Consider the following 22,092-nt stretch of genomic DNA (forward strand, 5'->3'; position numbering starts at 1 on the left):
AGAAAGAGGATTGCCTTAAGATATGACGTATCCGCGCCAGGAACCCCTGGGCGCGTACAACCCAGCGTCCCCCATTTCAGGTCGCAGAACATCTGCGTCGTCCGGCGCTATATTATTTGATATAGGAGTCCAGCACTTTCAGGACAACCTCAAGATCTTCTTCGCGTCTTAATTCACTGGCTTCATGAACAATATGCTCTGTCAGATGGCCTTTGATAACTTCACGCATTAGCCCATTTACCGCACCACGGATAGCGGCGATTTGTTGTAGCACCGCTGCGCATTCATGCGGCTCATCCAACATTTTTTTCAGCGCGGTCACCTGCCCCTGGATTTTGTTGGTGCGTGCTTTCAGTTTTTGTTTATCCCGGATGGTATGCGACATACATATCCTCATCGTTCAGAAAACCTGCCTGATAGTAACATTCACATTCTACTGGGGGGTAGTATTTTATACTGAGGGGGAGTAGCATCCGGGGCATTACATCTCCGGCGGAAATGATTTTCATGAACGAATTTACAGCACTGCTTCAGCAGGGTAATGCCTGGTTCTTTATCCCCAGCGCCATTTTGCTTGGCGCACTGCACGGCCTGGAACCGGGTCACTCTAAGACCATGATGGCCGCATTTATCATTGCAATCAGGGGAACCGTCCGGCAGGCGGTTATGCTTGGCCTGGCGGCCACGGTTTCGCACACGGCTATCGTCTGGCTTATTGCCCTTGGTGGTATGTACGTCAGTCATAAATTTACCGCGGAGACGGCAGAACCCTGGTTACAGCTGGTTTCCGCCATCATTATTCTGGGTACCGCCATCTGGATGATATGGCGCACCTGGAAAGGGGAAAAGAACTGGCTGGACGGGATGCAACAGGGTGATGACGCACATCATCAGCATGATGACATCCGCCTGTTCGATACCGGTCATGGTCAGGCCGAACTGTCCATTTTTGAGGAAGACCAGCCACCGCACTGGCGTTTACGAACGCTCACTGGCCGAAAATGGCAGGCCTCCGATGTGTCTCTGGTTACCCACCGCGGCAAAGGAACATTTTCCCAGGTGTTTGATTTCACTGATAAGGGTGACTACCTTGAATCAACACGGCCGATACCTGAGCCGCATCAGTTTGATGTCCGTCTCACATTAGGCCACCGCGGACATGTTCATGATTACGATCTTGAATTCCGTGAACATGACCATCATCACCCGGGTACTGAAGGGCTGGATAAACACTCGCAGGAGTATCAGGACGCACATGAGCGGGCACATGCAAACGACATTAAGCGACGCTTCAGCGGTAAAAGTGCAACCAACGGTCAAATCCTGCTGTTTGGTCTGACGGGAGGACTTATTCCTTGCCCTGCCGCAATCACCGTATTGTTGATCTGTCTACAGCTTAAAGCATTGTCACTGGGAGCTACGCTGGTGATCAGCTTCAGCATCGGGCTGGCACTGACGCTGGTCACTGTCGGTGTGGGGGCGGCGATCAGCGTCCGCCAGGTGGCCAAACGCTGGGATGGATTTAATGCCATTGCCCGAAAAGCCCCCTATTTTTCCGGTACCCTGATTGGACTCGTGGGGATATATATGGGGATCCACGGCTATCTGGGTATCACTGGCTGAATGACTCAGCCGCCAGCCCGGTAAGGGAAAGCAAAAAGCCAACTACTCTTATCGGGCATAGGTGCCAGATTCAACGCCGCAGTAAAACGTGCTGGAATTCGCCGCCGTAATCCGTACCATACACGGCACACTTTCGCATACTGGTTGCTATCGGCAGGCGCATTAAAATGGTTTTGTCCCACTGGTGCCCCATTTGAAATTTGAGTAACGAATAAATGTCGCAAAATCAAGAAACTACAAAAAAAGAGCAATACAACCTGAACAAACTGCAAAAGCGACTGCGCCGTAACGTGGGCGAAGCCATTGCAGACTTCAACATGATTGAAGAAGGCGACCGCATTATGGTTTGCCTGTCAGGGGGTAAAGACAGCTATACCATGCTGGAGATCCTGCGCAATCTTCAGCAAAGCGCACCTGTGAATTTTTCCCTGGTGGCGGTCAACCTCGACCAGAAACAGCCAGGTTTCCCGGAACATATTCTGCCGGAGTATCTGGAGACGCTGGGCGTTGAGTATAAAATCGTTGAAGAGAATACCTACGGGATTGTGAAAGAAAAAATCCCTGAAGGGAAAACCACCTGCTCTCTCTGCTCTCGTTTGCGTCGCGGCATTCTTTATCGTACCGCCACGGAGCTGGGCGCAACCAAGATTGCCCTGGGCCATCACCGTGACGATATCCTGCAAACGCTGTTCCTGAACATGTTCTACGGTGGCAAGATGAAAGGCATGCCGCCAAAACTGATGAGCGATGACGGTAAACATATCGTGATCCGCCCACTCGCCTACTGCCGTGAGAAAGACATTGAGCGTTTCTCACAGGCCAAAGCTTTCCCGATCATTCCGTGCAACCTGTGTGGCTCGCAACCGAACCTGCAGCGTCAGGTCATTGGCGACATGCTGCGTGACTGGGATAAACGCTACCCTGGCCGTATCGAAACCATGTTCAGCGCAATGCAGAACGTCGTGCCTTCGCACCTGGCGGATGTTGAACTGTTCGACTTCAAAGGTATCAACCACGGCTCAGAAGTAGTGAACGGTGGCGATCTGGCGTTTGACCGTGAAGAGCTCCCGATGCAGCCTGCGGGCTGGCAGCCGGAAGAAGATGACACGCAGTTCGAAGAGTTGCGTCTGAATGTACTTGAAGTGAAATAATCAAATAGCGTCTCAGAAAGGGTTTCTGAGACGCTTTCCTGTCCTTACTTCAGCAGACGAACGCGACAGGCTTTCCCTTTGATTTTCCCGTTTTGCAGCTGCTTCCAGGCCTTATGTGCAACCGACTGGCGGACCGCCACATAAACATGCGCCGGATGTACCGCAATCTTGCCAATATCAGCCCCATCCAGACCGATATCCCCGGTCAGCGCACCTAATACATCGCCGGGACGCATCTTGGCTTTTTTACCGCCATCAATACACAGCGTCGCCATTTCCGCATCCAGTGGGACAATGCTGACATTACCCGGCGCATTCACCCAGTTCAGCTTAATCTGCAGCATTTCAGACAGAATATTCGCGCGCTGCGCCTCTTCTGGTGCGCAGAAGCTAATGGCCAGACCGCTGTTCCCGGCGCGTGCGGTACGTCCAATACGGTGTACATGCACTTCAGGATCCCACGCCAGCTCGAAGTTAACGACCAGCTCCAGCGATTTAATATCCAGACCACGCGCCGCAACGTCAGTGGCAACCAGCACACGGGCACTGCCGTTGGCGAAACGCACCAGCGTCTGGTCACGATCGCGCTGCTCCAGATCGCCATGCAATGACAATGCGCTCTGCCCCGCCGCATTCAGGGCATCACATACCGCCTGACAATCTTTTTTAGTATTACAAAACACCACGCAGGACGCAGGCTGATGTTGGCTCAGCAGCTTTTGCAGAAGCGGGATTTTTCCCTGCTGCGAGGTTTCAAAGAACTGCTGTTCGATTGCAGGCAGCGCATCGACGCTATCAATTTCGATGGTGAGCGGGTCTTTCTGCACACGGCCACTGATCGCCGCGATGGCTTCCGGCCAGGTTGCAGAGAACAACAATGTCTGACGGTCTGCCGGTGCGAAGCGGATCACTTCATCAATAGCATCGCTAAAGCCCATATCCAGCATACGATCCGCCTCATCCATCACCAGCGTTTGCAGCGCATCCAGCGATACGGTGCCTTTTTGCAGGTGATCCAGCAGACGGCCAGGCGTCGCCACAATAATGTGGGGGGCATGCTGTAAGGAGTCACGCTGTGCGCCAAAAGGCTGGCCGCCACAAAGCGTCAGGATTTTCGTGTTAGGCAAAAAACGGGCCAGTCGACGCAATTCACCCGCAACCTGGTCTGCCAGTTCACGGGTTGGACACAGCACCAGAGACTGGGTCTGAAACAGTGCGACATCAATATGCTGCAACAACCCAAGACCGAATGCAGCCGTTTTACCACTGCCTGTTTTAGCCTGCACGCGCACATCGCGCCCTTCGAGAATGGCAGGCAGCGCGGCGGCTTGCACTGGGGTCATGGTGAGGTAACCCAACTCGTTAAGATTATCGAGTTGGGCGGCAGGTAAACGATTCAGGGTAGAAAAAGCGGTCACAGTATTATCTCGTGGTCAAAAGGCTTACGGTCAGCAGGCGCGTATCCTCGCAGATCTCGGAGTTTGATGCGACATTTTAATCGGTTCTTCATCTGGTGGCGGATCGGGCATCGGCTGCGGACGCGGGATAGGGTCCGGAAGTGGGACAGGATCGACAGGCATAACGTCGGGTTGCGACAGGTGTATGAAATGACAGGTCATCTTACCCTCCAGTTTTTAGGGTGATACTTTTAGGGTAGACGCTGGAATACGGGAGGCAAAAAAAAGCCGACTATTAAGTCGGCGTCGTACGAATCAATTGTGCTATGCAGTAATTCAAAAAAGGAAGTAAGACAATATGGAGCGCAACGCCCATCGCTTGACGTTGCATTCACCTGCGGGAGTAATAATGCACCTTACGGGGTCTGTGTTTATTGACTTCGCTCAAGTAAAAGAACGTTTTGACACTGGAAAAACGTCGAAAAAGCGTAATTTTACAGCCATTTACTACGACGCAACCACCATGCAACACCTCCAATCAAAACAACTAACATGATGCAAAAAGCGGTGAAGCCATAATGGTATCCGCCGCCGGGAATGCCTCCCAGATTCACACCAAACAGCCCGGTTAAGAAGGTGCTGGGGAGAAACACCATCGCCATCAGCGACATCGTATACGTTCTTCTCGACAGCGACTCCTGCATCACCTGCGCTATCTCATCTGCCATCACCGCCGTTCTGGCAATACAGGAATCAATCTCATCCAGCCCGCGCCCCAGCCTGTCAGCAATATCCTGCATTCTGCGACGCTGATCGTCGTTCATCCAGCCAAGCCGCTCACTGGCCAGGCGGGCATAGACGTCACGTTGCGGGGTCATATAGCGACGCATCACAATCAGCTGTTTGCGCAGTAATGCCAGAAAGCCGCGCGGCGGGATCTGCTGATCGAGCAGGTTATCTTCCAGATCGATAATTTTATCGTGTAGCTCTTCAATAAACTCACTTGCATGATCGGTAAGAGCATCGCAGACATCCACCAGCCAGCTACCGCAATCGATCGGCCCGGTGCCATCTTTTAAATCATTCACGACATCATCCAGCGCCAGAACTTTACGCTGACGTGTGGAGACAATCAGTCTTTCGTCCATATAGACACGCATCGCGACCAGTTGATCCGGGCGCTCATCCGTACTGCCGTTAATGCAGCGAAGCGTGAGAAGCGTACCCTCCCCCATCCTGCTCACGCGGGGTCGCAGGCTATCACCCGCCAGTGCATCGCGGACGCTATTCGGCAAGAGCGGGGTCGACGCCAGCCATTCAGCGCTATCCATATGGGTATAGTTCAGATGTAGCCAGCAAGGATGTTCACTATCAATCTCATCGTTATCCTCCAGCGGCCGCGCGCCGCCACGACCATCGAACACCCACGCAAAAACTGCGTCAGGAACGTTAAGTTCAGACCCTTTAATGCTCTCCACAACGCCTCCACCTTTTTAATCTCTTACGCTGTCAGTCTAGCCTTCGTCGAGGCTTAAGCAACAAATATGTACCGCATCGCGCTGAATTAGCTCGGGAATTGTACATTTTTATTCATATTTCAGAAGACAGGTAAAGACAACGAGGTGAACGGTGCAACCCGCCGGGAGGTGATATAAAAATAACGCCTGGCATGCCAGGCGTTATTTTACCGTCACGCTGTGTGTCGGGGTCGATGCTGGAACGACAGCGAGCCAGGCAGAGAAGACGAGGGACCCTCTGTCTGATAACCATTATCAAGTCTGAAATTACGTGTCCGCGTCTGCAGCTCAATCACCTGATTACGCAACACATCAGACGATCCGTTAAGCTCTTCCGCCATCGCAACATTGCTCTGCGTGACCCGTTCCAGTTCAGACAACGCCAGCGTAATTTGCGAAATACCTTTTTCCTGTTCTGATGTCGATGCAGAAATATCATCCATCAACCGGCTGACGTTGCCTGAACCGGCCACTATTTCATGCATGTTTTTTTCCGCTTCTGACACAACGGTAACCCCCTGAGTCACGTTATTGCTGGTGACTTCAATCAGCGTTTTAATGTTCTTTGCGGCTTCAGCGCTGCGGTGTGCCAGGTTTCTGACCTCCTCCGCCACCACGGAGAACCCTTTTCCGTGGTCACCCGCCCTCGCCGCCTCTACGGCCGCATTAAGCGCCAGGATATTCGTCTGAAAGGCAATCCCGTCAATAAGCGTGATAATTTCTGTCATTTGTTGCGCGCACTCGGTAATCGACGCCATGTTGGTGGCGACTTGCCCCATCAGTTCTCCCCCTTTGCGCGCCTGCATCGTTGCCACGTTTGCCTGTTCACTGGCCTGACGGGTATTATCGGCATTATTTTTTGTGCTCGCCGCCATCTGTTCCATGCTGGCAGCCGTTTGCACCAATGACGCGGACTGCTGCTCTGTTTTCACGGACAGCTGTGCGCTTCGGGTAGAGAGTTGCTCTGATAGCGTCATGGCGGTTTGCGACGACGCTCTGATTTCCCGTACCAGCGTAGCGATATTGCTTGATAAGGCATTAATACCGGGGATCAAACGGCCCGCACAGTTATTACCAAATTCAGGGATCGACACACCAAGATTACCCGAAGTCACCTCTTCAATACTTTTTTTCACGGTATTGATCGGTACCACAAGATATTTTGTCATGTAGCACCAGAGTAAAAATAAAGCAAAAAAATTTATCCCTGCGACTGAAATAAATAGCATCCTGCCTTGTGATAATAAAAAAATTAACACTGTATCCATCAAAAACACACATAAAAGAAAACAGGAGATGAATGTCCTGACGCTCATATTTTTTAGCATGTTTATTCCTGAGGTTTTATATTTTTGTCGGCATTAAGGTTTATAGCATTCACCTTGCATTTTTTCCTCATGATCCCTGCGAGTTTTGTGTTTCGCCGTTAGTCGTTGAAGATTTCACTTAAGTCAGAGAAAAAGCGTGTATTAGTGGAAATGTTGCCACAGGAGTGCTGTCATACTGGTTTCCGACCGCCTTAAGGGATACCATCACCACCGGTGAGACGGTATGTTCACCCTCATATTTAAGGAGCATTGCTGTAATTTTTCGCCTTTGTGTAGCATTGCTTAACAGGTTAAAGGAGAGGATATATTTTATATTTTAATTGCCTGTTAAAATTTTAATATGACTGGTCATTTAATAACTAATATTGTCTGGACGAGCGTGTACCTTACCCGATACAGGACATGCCCGGCAGGTGAAATCGGTAACCTTTTTTGGCGTGGGATTGCATAATGCTCAATGTATCGTGGGACCCAGTGTTAATAGCCATCTCTTATCTGGTGGCGTTTATCGCCTCGTTTGTGGCATTAGACAGCGCAGGAAAAATTTCCCTTTCCAGCCGGAAGGTCGCCATGTTCTGGCGTGTTGCCGGAGGGATAACGCTGGGCATTGGGATCTGGTCGATGCATTTCATCGGCATGCTGGCGATGAAAATGCCGATGATCATGAGCTACCACCTTTGGTTAACGCTTCTCTCGCTGGGTGTCGCGGTACTGACTTCCACTCTCGCGATTCATATTGTCATTCCGGGCAATTCCCTGTCCTCCTTACGGCTGATACTTGCCACGCTGATCCTCAGTGCTGGTGTGGTGTCGATGCACTATATTGGCATGGCCGCGTTGATGCTGAACGGAGGCATTATCTGGGACTGGAACATTGTCGGCTTGTCGGTGTTGATTGCTGTCATCGCATCCGGCGCGGCGCTGTGGCTGGCCTTCCATCTGCGGGATAAGCGTAAAGGGATCTTTGTGAATCGTCTTCTTGCCGCCCTGGTGATGGGCGCGGCAATTAGCGCGATGCACTATACCGGCATGAATGCTGCTCATTTTCATGAAATGGAACATACCCTGCCAGGCGGTATCAGTGAGTTGGGATTATCCATCTGGGTTTCGGTAACCACGCTATGCCTGCTCGGCGTCATGTTAATTATGTCGCTCATTGACTCCCACTGGCGTACCAACCGGCTGACGGATAATCTCCGCCAGCTCAACCGTCAACTGGAGCTACAGGCCCGTTTTGATGCGCTCACCGGTCTTGCTAACCGTCACCAGATGGATCTTCGCCTGCAGGACTGCCTGCACAGCGCGCTGCTCAGTAAGAAGCAATTTGCCGTGATTTTCCTCGACGTTGATCATTTCAAACGCGTCAATGATACCTGGGGCCACCACGTCGGGGATGAGCTGTTAATCAACGTTGCACAACGCATCACTGCGCGACTCACCCGCGAAATGACGCTGGCAAGACTGGGAGGCGATGCCTTCATTTTACTGGTTCCTGAGTGCGATGACGATAAACTCAACGCTCTGCTCTCGGCGTTACTCGACGATATGCGCCGACCTCTTTCCCTCTGTGGCCACACGCTGAACAGCACGCTCAGCGCAGGGGTAAGCCTCTATCCCCAGCATGGTGAAACGCTGCATGAGCTGAAGCTGAAAGCTGATGCGGCAATGCGTCACATTAAGGAGGAAGGCCGTAACGGCTGGGCTATCTATCGGTCAGAAATGTCGACGGAAGCGCCGGCAAAACCCGGTTTTTTACAGGAGCTTTCTCAGGCGCTTGAACGCGACCAGTTTGAGCTGTGGTATCAGCCGACCTGGCTTGCTGAACACAATACTATCCACGGTTTTGAGGCGCTTCTGCGCTGGCGACATCCTGAGCAAGGCGTTCTACTACCCAATCTCTTTTTACCGTCACTGGAGCAAACGGGTTTAATTATTCCGGTTGGAAACTGGGCAATTGAGGCAGCCTGCCGACAGCTTCACTTCTGGACCGAACAAGGCTTCAGTCAGTGGACATTGTCCTTTAACTTATCCCCGATACAGTTTGAGCAACCCGATATATTCCATGTTATCTCGTCCATGCTGCAAAAATATAATCTGTCCCCTTCCCGCCTTATCCTTGAAGTGACGGAGAGTACCGCGCTCAAAAATCTCGATCGCAGCATTGAGTTACTCAATACTTTCAATCGGGCCGGGATAACCGTTTCTATTGATGATTTTGGTACTGGCTACTCCAACCTGCTGATGTTGAGTGTTCTTCCGGCAAAAGAACTTAAAATCGACAAAAGCTTTGTTAGCTCAATGCTGGAAAATGAAAAAAGTCGAAAGTTAGTGGAAACGATTATTAATATCGCCCGGACAATGGAGATGAATGTCGTTGCCGAAGGGATCGAAACAGAAGAGCAACAGAGTGTCCTGACAGACCTCGGTTGTGACTATCTGCAAGGGTTCCTTTTCTCCCGCCCGTTACCCGCCGAACAGGTTCCCTGGCTGCTGTTACAAAAGAATTCAGACAAACAGATTATACCAATTGGTAAAATTCACGCGGAATCCCCCTTTATTTCACAAAAAAATCATGCCTGATGTGATTAAGTAAGGTATGTTTCAAAGAAGTCCACGTGAGTCAATTCCGCCGTGATCGTCAGGCACCCAGTGCCGATGAATAGGAATTATCTATGTCACAACATTACTTTGACGCGCTGAATTTCATTAAAACACCTGTCTGGTTGGTTTCACCTGCTTCAGAACACATTATTTTTGCAAACGCAGCCGCCACTGGCGTAATGCAGGATAAGACTCTGGAGGATATGCGCAAAGGTATCTATTCCGCAAACGCGCAACCCGTATTGTCAATGTATGTTCCTGAGCTGAAAACAGAGCAGGACATCGTCGAAGTCTGGACAGTCTGGCGCGATCAACATGAAACCACACTCAGTTGCCGCCTGTCGCTGACTCATCTTCTCCCCTATGGTGAAGTAATTGTTATTGAGGGGATCGCTCACCCGGTAGCGACAGGGCTTAAGGCCAGCCGCTCCGCGACCTACCAGCGTAAAAAACAGGGTTTTTACGCCCGTTTTTTTCTCACCAATAGCGCACCGATGCTCTTAATTGACCCGGCACGCGATGGTCAAATCGTCGATGCCAATCTGGCCGCCCTCAGCTTTTATGGCTATTCCCACGATGAAATGTGCAGCAAACATACCTGGGAAATAAACTCACTGGGCCGCGATGTTTTGCCGATCATGACTGAGATCGCCTCTCTGCCCGGGGGGCATAAGCCGCTCAATTTTATCCACCGCCTCGCCGATGGGACAACCCGTCATGTACAGACCTACGCCGGGCCTATTGAGATCTACGGTGACAAACTGATGTTGTGCATTATTCATGATATTACAGAGCAAAAACGGCTGGAGCAGGAGCTGCAACACGCCGCGTTACGGGATTCAATGACGGGGCTGCTCAATCGTCGTCAGTTCTACATGATCACGGAGCAAACCAATCCTGATCATCTCCCCGCGCAGCAACAATTTAGCCTGCTGCTGGTCGACACCGATCATTTTAAAAATATCAACGACGTCTTTGGTCACCTCAAGGGCGACGAAGTGCTTATCTCGCTCTCCCGTATGCTGGAATCCTGCAGTCGTAAAGACGATCTGGTGTTTCGCTGGGGCGGCGAAGAGTTCGTGATCCTGTTGCCGCGGACATCACTCGAAACCGCCATGCAAATCGCCGAAACGATCCGTGCCGCCGTGGCTCGCATAACCATTCCGGGTTTACCGCGATTTACGGTCAGTATCGGCGTTGCGCGGCACAACCAGGGCGAAAGTATCGACGAGTTGTTTAAACGCGTGGATGATGCTCTTTACCGCGCCAAGAATGATGGCCGCAATAAAGTGCTGGCTGCGTGATGCTGGAGTATCAGACAAAGCCCCGCTACAATGCCCACCTCAAAGAAACAGCTTTCAGGTGGGTAGACCTGCAATGGGAAAAACAGAAATAATACTCATCTTAATTATTTTAAGCCTTATTATATTTGGCTTTTGGGTTATCTTTAGCGGTGAGATTTGGTACCTTGTTGAATACCTCGAGAACAGCATATACCCCACCATAGATGCACCCTGACGCACGTTTAATACCTTGTTTCACCTACCGAATTTGTCAGGTGTCTGTCCCTGCGACGGATGCGTAAAATGTGCGCCGTTAGCCGCCGTCATGGCGGGTAACGAATCAATATATCATTTGCTTATTTCGCCCGTTCTCTGACGGGCTTTTTTTATTTTCGGCAACCTCGCTACACCAGGCTATATCTTAAACACCACTATTCATAAAGGAATAATAATGATGGGTAAGAAAATCCTGATGTTGGTTGGCGATTACGCTGAAGATTACGAAACAATGGTGCCGTTTCAGGCATTGCAGATGATTGGTCATCAGGTTGATGCCGTCTGTCCTGATAAACACAAAGGCGACTACATCATGACGGCGATCCATGACTTTGACGGAGCCCAGACCTACAGCGAAAAGCCCGGTCACCGTTTTACGCTCAACGCCGATTTTTCCGCAGTTAAAGAACAGGACTATGACGCACTGCTCATCCCGGGAGGACGAGCGCCTGAATATCTGCGGTTGAATGATGACGTGCTGAAACTGGTACGGGCCTTTGACGCGGTGCGTAAACCCATTGCCGCCGTTTGCCACGGCCCTCAACTGTTAGCCGCCGCCGGTGTACTCAAAGGTCGCACCTGTAGTGCCTACCCGGCCTGTGCGCCAGAAGTCCGGCTCAGCGGCGGACACTACGCCAGTGTTGGTATCGATCAGGCACATGTTGACGGCAACCTGGTCACCGCCCCCGCCTGGCCTGCACACCCGCAATGGTTAGCAAAATTTGCCGAACTGTTACGGTAGAAAAACAATGCTGGCGCTAACATTGCGCCAGCACTGGGTTTAACGGTATCAGTGCTTCTCTATATACATCGTACGGCTATACGCCACATCTTCCGGGTTAGTAATCGGGTAGCCTTTGACCCACGGTTTAATCAGACGGCCATTGGTGTACTGATAAATAGGGGCAATCGGTGCTTTCTCAGCCAGAATTTTCTCGGCCTTGTTGTAGTCTGCATTGCGCGCTTTTTCCGTAGTTTCAAGCGTTGCCTGGTTGATAATCTTATCGTACGCCGGGTCGTTGAAACGGGAAATATTACCGCTGTGGGTTGAGGTCAACAGCGACAGGAAAGTCGACGGCTCATTGTAATCGCCCACCCATGACGCACGGATCACGTCAAAATTGCCGGTGTTGCGGCTATCAATGTAGGTTTTCCACTCCTGGTTTTGCAGTTTGACGTCAACGCCCAGGTTTTTCTTCCACATGGATGCCACGGCGATAGCAATTTTCTGGTGGTTTTCCGAGGTGTTATACAACAGGGTCAGCGTCAGCGGGCGCTGAGGACCGTAACCGGCGGCCTGTAACAACATTTTGGCTTGTGCATTGAGCTCTTGCTGCGACATCTGTTCAAACGGAGAAGCCTCTGGCGTGAAGCCCGCCGTCACGTCAGGCGTAAAGTGCCATGCCGGTTTTTCGCCCGTGCCCAACACCTTCTCCGCCATAATCCGGCGATCGATAGTCATACTCAACGCCAGACGCACGCGGGCATCAGCCGTTGGGCCTTTTTGCGTGTTGAACGCATAGTAATAGGTACCCAGCTGTGGTGGCGTATACACCTGCCCAGGAATGTCTTTAAGTAACTTTTGGTACATGTTTTTCGGGAACGATTCGGTAATATCAATATCACCCGCCAGATAGCGTTTGGTTGCTGAAGATTCCTGGTTAATCGGTATGAAGGTCACTTTTTGCAGTACGGTTTTGGCGTTATCCCAGTAGTGGGTATTGGGTTCCACCACCAGTTTTTCATTCACCACGCGATCTTTCAGAACGTACGCACCGTTACCGACCAGCGCGCCCGGGCGCGTCCACTCTTTACCGCTCTCAACGTTGGCTTTCTGAACCGGATAAAACGCAAAGTTTGCCGTCAGGTTGCTGAACCACGGCAGCGGTTTATCCAGCTGGACACGTAGCGTTCTGCTATCAACAGCCGTCACGCCAAGCGTATCCGGTGCTGCTTTTCCGTCAATAATTGCCTGAGCGTTATTGATGCCTGCCAGCGCAGCAAACCAGGCAAACGGTGAGGTGGTTTTTGGGTCAACCAGACGCTGCCAGCTGTAGACAAAATCCTGAGCGGTGACAGGAGTACCGTCAGACCATTTCGCGTTGTCACGTAAGGTGAACGTCCAGATTCGGTTATCGTTACTCTGCCAGCGTGTTGCCACGCCCGGGGTTAGCTCCCCTTTATCATTCTGATTGACCAGCCCTTCATAAAGGTCGCGAATCACCTGAATCTCTGGCAACCCCACGGCTTTTGCCGGATCGAGCGAAGCCGGTTCATCTTTGATGTGTCTTACCAGCTCCTGTTTTTGCGCCAGGATCGTGCCCGATGGCACGTCAGCGGCGTAAGACAGTGAAGATAGCCCGCACAGGCATAGCGCAGAGAAGAGCAGCGAAACAGGATGCTTCATAAGATCCCCTTTAAAAAATCGGTAATACGCAGATGCGTAATTATTTGTTTTGAAACAGCGGAATGCAAATACCTTAAACCGTAAAGCGGATATCTGGCAATGTTCTGCTGACACGGAAACTATTTGATTAACCGCGTGTTTTGCACAACACTGCCAGTAGTAACTTCTTTATCAGGATCTCCTATGGCTTTCACCCGACCCAGGATGGAACGTGGCGCTTTCCCGCCAGGCACTGAACATTATGGACGCTCATTTTTAGGCGCGCCGCTGATCTGGTTTCCGGCCCCGGAGGCCGATCGCAACAGTGGATTGATCATAGCCGGAACCCACGGAGACGAGAACTCATCCATCGTCACCCTTTCCTGCGCACTACGAACGCTCGCACCAGCGTTACGTCGACACCACGTTATTTTGACCGTGAACCCGGATGGCTGCCAGCTTGGGCTACGGGCAAATGCGAGGGGGATCGACTTAAACCGTAATTTCCCGGCGGCGAACTGGCGTGCCGGAGAAACCGTGTACCGCTGGAACAGCTCAGCGGAAGAGCGCGACGTCGTGTTACTGACGGGAGATAAGCCTGGTTCTGAACCTGAGACACAAGCGCTCTGCCAGTTAATTCATCGGATCCACCCGGCCTGGGTTGTCTCCTTCCACGACCCGTTGGCCTGTATTGAAGATCCGCGCCACACCGTACTGGGCCAGTGGCTGGCGAACGCATTCGCCCTTCCACTTGTCACCAGCGTCGGCTATGAAACACCCGGTTCATTTGGTAGCTGGTGCGCCGACCTGAATTTACACTGCATCACTGCGGAATTCCCGCCGATCTCATCCGATGAAGCCAGCGAAAAATACCTGAAAGCAATGGTGGAGCTGCTGCGCTGGCAGCCTCAGAGATGAAGCTGCCCGGAGGTAAAGCTCAGGGCTGGCGAGACGTCAACCGCCAGCCAGGTTGGGCCATCCAGATCGGCAAAACGCACCTGTGGCGCGAGGGGTAATGCGGCCCCGATCGCCCTGGATGTACACAACATACAGCCCAGCATTAAACCAAACCCCTGCACCTGTGCCTCTTTAGCCAGCGCCAGCGCTTCTGTTAAGCCACCGGTTTTGTCGAGCTTAATATTCACCATCTCATAACGCCCCTTGAGTTGTGCCAGACTGTCGCGGGTGTGACAGCTTTCATCCGCACAAATGGGCAGAGGATGGATGAAATTCTCCAGCGCGGCATCGTCATTTGCCGGTAAAGGCTGCTCCAGCATGGCAACGTTCAGATCGGCCAACAGCTGGCAGCGCGCCGCCAGTCCCTCGCTGTGCCATGACTCGTTGGCATCGACAATGAGCGTGGCCTCTGGCACAGCCGCGCGAATGGCAACCATCCGTTCACTGATTAAGCGGTCGTCGAGTTTAACTTTTAGCAACGTCGCGCCAGACGCATACAGTGCCTTCGCACTGGCCGCCATTTGTTCAGGCTCACCAATCACCACCGTTTGTGCAGTGATAATCGTCTCCGGCAGCGTAACGCCCAGTAATGCAGGCAACGATACCCGTTGTTTAGCCGCCTCCAGGCTCCATAAAGCGCAGTCGATAGCGTTACGCGCTGCGCCCGCGGGTAACCGCTGCTGTAACGCCTCGCGAGAAAGCCCTTTTTGCAGGTCTGGCACCAGCGTCATGATATGCGCCATCACCGATGCAAGACTCTCTCCGTACCGGGGGTATGGGGTGCATTCACCCACACCTTTGATGCCCTCTTCTTCTATCTCGACCACCACCACGCAGGCTTCGCTTCGACTGCCTCGGGAGATCACAAACGGGGTATGCAATGGCCAGGCTTCTTCATAGACCTTAACGCTTCTCATCACTGACTCCTTGCAACGCCGAAAGGCAAAAAAATTGGTTTGCCGTGTTATCCGCTGATGGCATACACTAGCCCCGACGTTAACTATATGTAAACAGGAAGATATCTATGTCACAACTCGTTCATTTCCAGGGCAACCCTGTTGCTGTCGCAGGTTCCATTCCGCAGTCTGGTAGCAAAGCGCAGCCTTTCACTCTGGTGGCTAAAGATCTGTCTGACGTCACGCTGGGCCAGTTTGCTGGCAAGCGCAAAGTCCTGAACATTTTCCCAAGCATCGATACCGGCGTTTGTGCCGCATCCGTGCGTAAATTCAACCAGCTGGCGACTGAAATGGACAACACCGTTGTGCTGTGCATTTCTGCTGACCTGCCGTTTGCCCAGTCTCGCTTCTGCGGTGCGGAAGGTCTGAGCAACGTCATTACCCTTTCCACGCTGCGCAATGCGGATTTCCTTGAGAAATACGGCGTTGGCATTGCAGAAGGTGCGCTGAAAGGCCTGGCCGCTCGCGCGGTTCTGGTTATTGATGAAAACGACAACGTGGTATTCAGCGAGCTGGTGAACGAAATCACCACCGAGCCAGACTACACCGCAGCGCTGGACGTGCTGAAAGCGTAACTGTACAGCCGTTATGTATAGCTTAGCAATATCATGAAATAAAAGGACTTATTTCTGCTTACGCTCTACAGCACGTTTGTTTTTTAAAAACCTCGCATGGCGGGGTTTTTTATTGCCTCAAAGCTGAATCGTTAAAGCGCAATTTGTTTTATTTCACATTCTTCGTGCAAGAATTGATCTAACTGTTAAATAAATTGAGATCAAAACCTCATAAAAAAGGTTAAAAAATCGAAATTTCTCTTCAGGTGAGCCGCATCACATTTCCTTTTACGTCTAATCATTAGATTTCTTTACGAAAGAAAATAATCGTTTCAGCAAAAAGGATAAAAAATGAAAATAAAACTGGCTTTGACGGTACTTGCGGTGCTGATTTCAGGCAATGTGGCAGCTAAAACCTGGGTGCTGACAAGTGCTGAAGATAGCGTAGACAAAGGAAACTGGCAGATTTCAAGCGATCAGCTGAAGGTTAAAGATCAGCATTTCAGCATTGAGCAAAAAGTGCTGCACGGTGGTAAGCAGGAAGGCAGCAAAATCATCGTCATTAGCAGTAAAAATGGCCTGACTATTACGTTAAGCCCGACGCGTGGGATGAATCTTCTACGTGTTGAAGGTTTTGGCACAAAAATGGGGTGGGATTCTCCGGTGAAAGAGGTGGTTAATCCGGCCTTCATTAACCTGGAAAGCCGCAATGGACTCGGCTGGCTGGAAGGTTTCAACGAGATGATGGTTCGCTGTGGCTATGAATGGACGGGCCACCCTGTCACGGCTGATGGGCAAATTTATACGCTGCACGGTAAGGCGGGAAATACGCCAGTGTCACTGGTGGAGGTGGACGTTGCTGATACCGCACCGCACGAAATTCGCATTCGCGGCTTGATCAAAGAGAGCACGTTTAAGAAAGCAGATTTGCAGACGATGACCGAACTGCGCTACGTGCCCGGCAGCAACCGTTTCAGCCTGCATGATGTTTTAACTAACCATGCAGATTATCCCCATGATTATCAAATTATCTACCACAGCAACTTTGGTACACCAATCCTTGAAGCCGGCGCACGCTTCCTGGCTCCAGCGGCAAGCATCAGTCCGTTCAACGACTACGCCAAAGCTGGCCTGGACACCTGGCAAACCTACGCCGGCCCGACCAAAGGCTTCGATGAAATGGTCTTCAATATCAAACCGCTGGCTGATGAAAACCATGAAACCCTCGCAGCAGTGGTCAATAAGGCAGGTGATAAAGGTGCATCAATCCAGTTCGATACTCGCCAGCTCCCGGTACTGACCTTATGGAAAAATACCGACACGCTGAAACAGGGTTATGTCACGGGTATTGAGCCTGGCACCAGCTATGCCTACCCCGTCACCATAGAACGCGAGCAGAAGCGCGTTAAGCAGCTGCAGCCCGGGGCCAGTACCCAGTTTGATCTGACCTACACCCTGCTCTCAAATCATGACCAGGTGAAAGAAGTGGAGAACAGGATTGCGAAGATTCAGGGAGAAACAAAGGTCGACGTCAGTGCAACGCCTCTGGCGAAGGAATAAGTGCTGTCAGGACGACAGCACGCTATAGAAGCAAAAGTAAAAGCCTCTTTACAGAGGCTTTTTATCGTTATTCGTCACCCTTCTTCTGGTTCAGACCATACTCACGCAATTTATTTGCAATCGCGGTATGCGATACCCCAAGACGTTTAGCCAGCTTGCGGGTACTTGGATAGCTACGATAAAGCTGCGTCAGCACCGAACGTTCAAAACGGCTGGTGATATCATCCAGCGAGCCTTCCATCGCCTCTTCCCCCACCGACACCGTCCCGGTGTCGTAATCCGGTAACAGGATGTCCTGCGGCCGCAGTTCGTACCCTTCCAACTGAGTCAATGCACGATAAACGGCGTTTTTCAGCTGACGAATATTGCCCGGCCAGCCGTAGCGCGTCAGCACCGTGCCCAGGTCCGCAGAGAGCTTCGGACGCGGTACGCCCTGTTCATCGGCGAAACGGGCCACAAACAGCTCTGTCAGCGGCATGATGTCCTGCGGACAATCGCGCAGCGGCGGGATATTCAGCGTCAGTACGTTCAGGCGATAATAGAGATCCTCGCGGAACACGCCCTTTTGCACCAGCTCCACCAGATTTTTCTGGGTGACGCAGATCACGCGCACATCCACATGTACCTCATGGTCTTCCCCTACGCGGCGGAATGTCCCGTCGTTCAGGAAGCGCAGCAGTTTGGCCTGCATACGTGGCGACATTTCGCCAATTTCGTCCAGCAGTACCGAACCACCGTTCGCCTGCTCGAAGAATCCTTTTTTACCTTCTGGCGCATGGCCGAACAGTTCGCTTTCAACGGCATCTTCAGGGATGGACGCACAGTTGAGTGCCAGATACGGTTTCGCCGCTCGCGGGCTGGCAAGATGCACGGCGTGAGCCAGCAGGTCTTTCCCGGTGCCCGTATCGCCGGTAATCAGTAGAGGCGCGGTTAAGTTGGCGAGCTTGCGTGCCTGATCGACCACATGGCGCATTTTCGGGCTAACCGCAATAATCTGGCTGAACGCACCGACATCCTGGCTGGAGAGATTTTGCAGCTGGCGACCCATACGAACGGTAGAACGCAGCATGATCACCGCCCCGGTCAGAACGAGGGTATTATTTTCCCCTTTCAGGTACACCGGCGTTATCTCCATCAGGAAATTCTGTCCGTTTATGACCACATGTTCGCTATGCGTGTTCTGCGGGCTGCTCTCCAGCCAGCGCAGGAAGTTAAAACCTGGGATCAACTGTGAGGCGTGATGGTTGCTGAGCTTCTCCTGGCCCTGCGCGAAGAGCTGGCAACTGGCCTGGTTGACGCGCTCAACTTTACTTTTCAGATCCAGAGACAGGAAAGGCTCCGGCATCGCTTCCAGTAAGGCACTCAGCGCCAGATGCTCACGCTCTGATGGCATCCAGGGAATGGTGCGTACATCCGTAACGCCAGCGATACGGCGGATTTCCGCCATCAGGCTACTGAAGGTATTAAATTCAATTTCGGCAAAATTGAGGTAAATTCGCCCGACAGGATCGATCTCAATGCCACGTAAATCAATGCTACGCAAAACAAGAAGATCGAGTAACTCGCGGGTCAGACCGAGACGGTCTTCACAAAAGACTTCCAGACGCATGGGAAATTCACCGTTTAAGCCAATAACATTAAAATGATATGTCAGATCACGGTGATCCGGAAGATGGCTGTCAACAAATATTGACAGCCAGCACGAATAGTGAACAAACCTCTTACTGAGTGGGTTTTTTATTGAGCGTTTCTTTAAGCTGGCCGATTAACTCACGGCGGAAATCGCCCAACCGTGGCTTATCGTCGTCAATCCACGGTAGCGGACGGCAGACTTCCATCGCTTTAATACCCAGGCGCGCAGTCAGTAAACCGGCACCAATCCCCTGTGCAGCGCGTGCCGAAAGCCGCGCGGCCAGATCCTGCGACATCCAGTCCATCCCCACTTCGCGTACCAGTTCGCTGGCACCGGCAAAGGCGATATTCAGTAAGACCAGCTTAAACAACCTCAGGCGGCTGTAATAACCCAGCTCAATACCGTAAAGATTCGCGATGCGGTTAATCAGGCGCAGGTTACGCCAGGCGATAAACGCCATGTCCACCAGCGCCAGCGGGCTGACGGCAATCATCAACGTGGATTCTGCCGCCGAACGGCTAATTTCACGTCGCGCCTGCGCATCCAGCACGGGTTGTACCATGTGGGAATAAAGCGTCACCACTTCCCGGTCATTCTGGGTTTCATGGATGGCGGCATACCAGCGCTGAAGCGCCGGATGTGACTGGTCTATCCCGGCCTGAGTGGCCAGTTTTTCACAGAAAGCACGGCCTTTTCCCGTGCCGTGGCTGTGCAGCAGATCCCGGGCTTCATCACGTTCATGCGCGCGTTGTCGCAAACGCCACAGGCGACGCCACTCGGTGGCAACCGACCCGACACCAGCCCCCACAATCAGCGCCCCCGCGGCACAACCGCCCATCGCCACCCAGTCCTGAGTTTGCCAGGCGTTGATAGTCCACTGCACGCCCTGTCCAATCACGCTAACACCAAACAGCGCCAGCCCTGCGCCCACCATCTTGCGCCAGAGACTGCGTTTTGGGCGCAGCGCAGCTTCAATGACAGCTTCTGCCTGACCTTCCTCGACACCCCGTTCTTCGGTCAGTGCCGGTGCAAAATTATCCGCCTGCGGGCCGCTGAACGTCTGCGCCGTTTTAAACGCCTCTTGCTGCTCCTGTTCAAGCGTCCCGGTAAAGTCAATGCGCGGTTTTAACGGTTCCGTCATCGCAATTTATCTCCAATCAAAAACTCCAGCGCCGCATCCAGACGAATGTGCGGCAACGGCTGGTCAACGTTCATGGCCTGCGGGCGGAATGCTTCAAACTGGAAACCCTGGTTTTGCCAGAATGCCTGTCCCGGCAGGCGCGCGGGCACTTCACCCGGATAGACGGTGAGCGGTTCACCATCACTCAGTCGGTTACCCCGCAATGCCGGAATTTTCTCGCCGTTGAGGTCAATCAGCCCCCCCTGCGTTGCCTGTACGGAAGCCAGCCCGAGGCAGTCCATACTGATCCCTTCGAATGCCGCGTTTTGCCACGCATCCTGCACCAGTTGCTGCAACAGCGACACCATATTGGCATGTTGATCGACCGTCACGTGGTCAGCTTTAGTCGCCGCAAACAGCAGTTTGTCGATCACCGGTGAAAACAGGCGGCGGAACAACGTGCGCTGCCCGTAGTGAAAACTTTGCATCAGCTGTGTCAGCGCCAGGCGCATATCGTTGAACGCCTGCGGCCCGCTGTTGAGCGGCTGTAGGCAGTCCACCAGCACAATCTGACGATCGAAACGTAAAAAGTAATTTTTATAGAACCCCTTCACCACTTTTTCACAGTAATAATTGTAACGCTCGCGCAGCATTCCGGCGTTAGTGTGCTTATCCGCCTGTGCCTGCTTTGATTCTCCGATGGCATCCACGTCCGGCCACGGGAAAAACTGGAGTGCAGGCGCACCCGCCAGATCCCCTGGCAGGACAAAACGCCCCGGCTGGATGAAATGCAACCCTTCCTGCTTACACTGGTGCAAATAATCCGTCCAGGCTTCGGCAATGGCTGCCAGCCGGTTTTCATCCGCAGGAGCAAGCGGATCTAAGCCTTCGCACAGCGTCCGCCATTTCGCCGACCACTCGGCACGGTGACCCTGTAACAAACCGGTCATCTGTCGGGACCAGGTGAGGTAATCCTGTGCCAGCATAGGTAAATCGAGCAGCCATTCGCCGGGGTAATCCACGATTTCAAGATACAGCGTAGAAGTGTCTTTAAAATGGCGTATCAGCGATTCACTGGAGCGAAAACGCAGCGCCAGACGAATTTCACTCACCCCACGGGTAGGCGTCGGCCAGGTCGGTGGTTCACCGTACAGCTGCGCCAGCCCTTCGTCATAGGTAAAACGTGGAATACCAAAATCACGCTGTGGTACACGCTTAACGCCCAGCAGACGTTCTTCCCGCACGGCGCTCAACAGCGGTAATCGCGCCCCGGTGTGCAGGTTAAGTAACTGGTTCACCATTGCGGTGATGAACGCCGTTTTACCGCTACGGCTCAGCCCCGTCACGGCCAGACGCAGATGACGGTCAACGCCACGGTTCACCAGTGAATTGAGTTCGTTTTTAAGTCGCTTCATCGCCGTCCTTTTTGCCTGAAGGCGTTTGTATTCTTAAAAATATGATATGGGGGCAACATGAAAGGAATAAAACCTTGCAGCAAAACGGCACGCGCATCAGCGTACCGTATGAACGTTATTTCAGTTTTCCCGAGAGGCGTCCGGCCAGCGTTCTCAACAGCGGCTCCAGCGCCACCGCCAGCAACATTCTGACCGGCTTACGCGCAACAGATTTGACCGCCCAGCCCGCCACACCTGCCGGGCCGAAACGTAATGCCGTCAGCAGAACCAGTTTACCTGCGATTTTCAGGCCGGGTTTTATCTTCTGACCAGCCTGTTGCCAGTTTCGATTCATT

General features: G+C 52.3%; 20 protein-coding genes and 1 pseudogene. 10 read left to right on the plus strand and 11 right to left on the minus strand.

The features are described from left to right. Positions 1 to 112: 112 nt before the first annotated feature. The gene (rcnR, locus tag ACJ9N4_RS10215; protein ID WP_182271549.1) at positions 113 to 385 is read right to left on the minus strand and encodes a Ni(II)/Co(II)-binding transcriptional repressor RcnR; all 273 of its coding nucleotides are present in this window, start codon (positions 383 to 385) and stop codon (positions 113 to 115) included. Positions 386 to 507: 122 nt separating this feature from the next. Between rcnR and ACJ9N4_RS10220 the strand changes: the two genes are divergently transcribed. The 3 genes and pseudogenes from ACJ9N4_RS10220 to ttcA all read left to right on the plus strand — a co-directional run bounded on the left by ACJ9N4_RS10220 (position 508) and on the right by ttcA (position 2,774). Beyond that, positions 508 to 1,623, plus strand: a complete 1,116-nt coding sequence (locus ACJ9N4_RS10220; protein ID WP_182271550.1) for a nickel/cobalt efflux protein RcnA — start codon at positions 508 to 510, stop codon at positions 1,621 to 1,623. Between the two features lie 51 nt (positions 1,624 to 1,674). After that, positions 1,675 to 1,785: pseudogene (locus ACJ9N4_RS10225) on the plus strand (site-specific integrase); the annotation flags it as partial. A 53-nt stretch (positions 1,786 to 1,838) separates the two neighbouring features. Beyond that, complete coding sequence (ttcA, locus tag ACJ9N4_RS10230; protein WP_182271551.1) at positions 1,839 to 2,774, plus strand: tRNA 2-thiocytidine(32) synthetase TtcA; 936 nt, start codon at positions 1,839 to 1,841, stop codon at positions 2,772 to 2,774. 44 nt (positions 2,775 to 2,818) lie between these two features. Here ttcA and dbpA read toward each other — a convergent pair whose 3' ends face one another. The 4 genes from dbpA to ACJ9N4_RS10250 all read right to left on the minus strand — a co-directional run bounded on the left by dbpA (position 2,819) and on the right by ACJ9N4_RS10250 (position 7,016). After that, positions 2,819 to 4,192 (minus strand): ATP-dependent RNA helicase DbpA, encoded by a 1,374-nt coding sequence (dbpA, locus tag ACJ9N4_RS10235; RefSeq protein ID WP_182271552.1) that lies wholly within the window; start codon positions 4,190 to 4,192, stop codon positions 2,819 to 2,821. 30 nt (positions 4,193 to 4,222) lie between these two features. Next, complete coding sequence (locus tag ACJ9N4_RS10240) at positions 4,223 to 4,393, minus strand: hypothetical protein (protein ID WP_395121469.1); 171 nt, start codon at positions 4,391 to 4,393, stop codon at positions 4,223 to 4,225. Between the two features lie 272 nt (positions 4,394 to 4,665). Beyond that, positions 4,666 to 5,649: a zinc transporter ZntB gene (gene zntB / locus ACJ9N4_RS10245; protein ID WP_182271553.1), complete on the minus strand. Its 984-nt coding sequence runs from the start codon at positions 5,647 to 5,649 to the stop codon at positions 4,666 to 4,668. A gap of 212 nt (positions 5,650 to 5,861) precedes the next feature. Then, on the minus strand, positions 5,862 to 7,016 hold the full coding sequence (locus ACJ9N4_RS10250; protein ID WP_182919970.1) for a methyl-accepting chemotaxis protein: 1,155 nt from the start codon (positions 7,014 to 7,016) through the stop codon (positions 5,862 to 5,864). Between the two features lie 450 nt (positions 7,017 to 7,466). Here ACJ9N4_RS10250 and ACJ9N4_RS10255 point away from each other — a divergent pair, with 450 nt between their 5' ends. From ACJ9N4_RS10255 to ACJ9N4_RS10270, 4 genes are all read left to right on the plus strand, one after another. After that, on the plus strand, positions 7,467 to 9,596 hold the full coding sequence (locus ACJ9N4_RS10255; protein ID WP_182271555.1) for a putative bifunctional diguanylate cyclase/phosphodiesterase: 2,130 nt from the start codon (positions 7,467 to 7,469) through the stop codon (positions 9,594 to 9,596). 92 nt (positions 9,597 to 9,688) lie between these two features. After that, entirely contained in the window at positions 9,689 to 10,921 is a 1,233-nt protein-coding gene (locus ACJ9N4_RS10260; protein ID WP_395121472.1) for a diguanylate cyclase domain-containing protein, read from the plus strand. Between the two features lie 73 nt (positions 10,922 to 10,994). Next, positions 10,995 to 11,135, plus strand: a complete 141-nt coding sequence (locus ACJ9N4_RS10265; protein WP_182271557.1) for an Ecr family regulatory small membrane protein — start codon at positions 10,995 to 10,997, stop codon at positions 11,133 to 11,135. A gap of 219 nt (positions 11,136 to 11,354) precedes the next feature. Further along, positions 11,355 to 11,918 carry a DJ-1/PfpI family protein gene (locus ACJ9N4_RS10270; RefSeq protein ID WP_411500474.1) on the plus strand — a complete coding sequence of 188 codons (564 nt, stop codon included), beginning with the start codon at positions 11,355 to 11,357 and terminating at the stop codon, positions 11,916 to 11,918. Positions 11,919 to 11,966: 48 nt separating this feature from the next. Here ACJ9N4_RS10270 and ACJ9N4_RS10275 read toward each other — a convergent pair whose 3' ends face one another. Continuing rightward, complete coding sequence (locus ACJ9N4_RS10275) at positions 11,967 to 13,583, minus strand: ABC transporter substrate-binding protein (protein WP_182271558.1); 1,617 nt, start codon at positions 13,581 to 13,583, stop codon at positions 11,967 to 11,969. A 183-nt stretch (positions 13,584 to 13,766) separates the two neighbouring features. Between ACJ9N4_RS10275 and mpaA the strand changes: the two genes are divergently transcribed. Further along, on the plus strand, positions 13,767 to 14,480 hold the full coding sequence (gene mpaA, locus ACJ9N4_RS10280) for a murein tripeptide amidase MpaA (RefSeq protein WP_182271559.1): 714 nt from the start codon (positions 13,767 to 13,769) through the stop codon (positions 14,478 to 14,480). Here mpaA and ycjG read toward each other — a convergent pair. Next, on the minus strand, positions 14,471 to 15,436 hold the full coding sequence (gene ycjG / locus ACJ9N4_RS10285) for an L-Ala-D/L-Glu epimerase (protein WP_182271560.1): 966 nt from the start codon (positions 15,434 to 15,436) through the stop codon (positions 14,471 to 14,473). The genes mpaA and ycjG overlap by 10 nt on opposite strands. 107 nt (positions 15,437 to 15,543) lie before the next feature. Here ycjG and tpx point away from each other — a divergent pair, with 107 nt between their 5' ends. Further along, positions 15,544 to 16,050, plus strand: coding sequence for a thiol peroxidase (gene tpx / locus ACJ9N4_RS10290; protein WP_182271561.1), 507 nt, complete (start codon positions 15,544 to 15,546; stop codon positions 16,048 to 16,050). A gap of 330 nt (positions 16,051 to 16,380) precedes the next feature. Beyond that, entirely contained in the window at positions 16,381 to 17,589 is a 1,209-nt protein-coding gene (locus tag ACJ9N4_RS10295; protein ID WP_411500445.1) for an aldose 1-epimerase family protein, read from the plus strand. Between the two features lie 67 nt (positions 17,590 to 17,656). Here the strand turns inward: ACJ9N4_RS10295 and tyrR are convergent, their stop codons facing one another. The 4 genes from tyrR to pspD form a co-directional block, all read right to left on the minus strand. Next, a complete protein-coding gene (gene tyrR / locus ACJ9N4_RS10300) occupies positions 17,657 to 19,198 on the minus strand; it encodes a transcriptional regulator TyrR (protein ID WP_182271563.1) in 1,542 nt (513 codons plus the stop codon). A 112-nt stretch (positions 19,199 to 19,310) separates the two neighbouring features. After that, positions 19,311 to 20,363, minus strand: a complete 1,053-nt coding sequence (locus ACJ9N4_RS10305) for a YcjF family protein (RefSeq protein ID WP_182271564.1) — start codon at positions 20,361 to 20,363, stop codon at positions 19,311 to 19,313. Beyond that, complete coding sequence (locus ACJ9N4_RS10310) at positions 20,360 to 21,757, minus strand: YcjX family protein (protein ID WP_411500446.1); 1,398 nt, start codon at positions 21,755 to 21,757, stop codon at positions 20,360 to 20,362. The genes ACJ9N4_RS10305 and ACJ9N4_RS10310 overlap by 4 nt, the downstream gene beginning before the upstream one ends. A gap of 115 nt (positions 21,758 to 21,872) precedes the next feature. After that, on the minus strand, positions 21,873 to 22,091 hold the full coding sequence (gene pspD / locus ACJ9N4_RS10315) for a phage shock protein PspD (RefSeq protein WP_182919966.1): 219 nt from the start codon (positions 22,089 to 22,091) through the stop codon (positions 21,873 to 21,875). Position 22,092: the final 1 nt, after the last annotated feature.

Origin of the sequence: Enterobacter sp. LM3, assembly GCF_046622475.1 — a bacterium.
GTDB lineage: Bacteria > Pseudomonadota > Gammaproteobacteria > Enterobacterales > Enterobacteriaceae > Enterobacter > Enterobacter cloacae_P.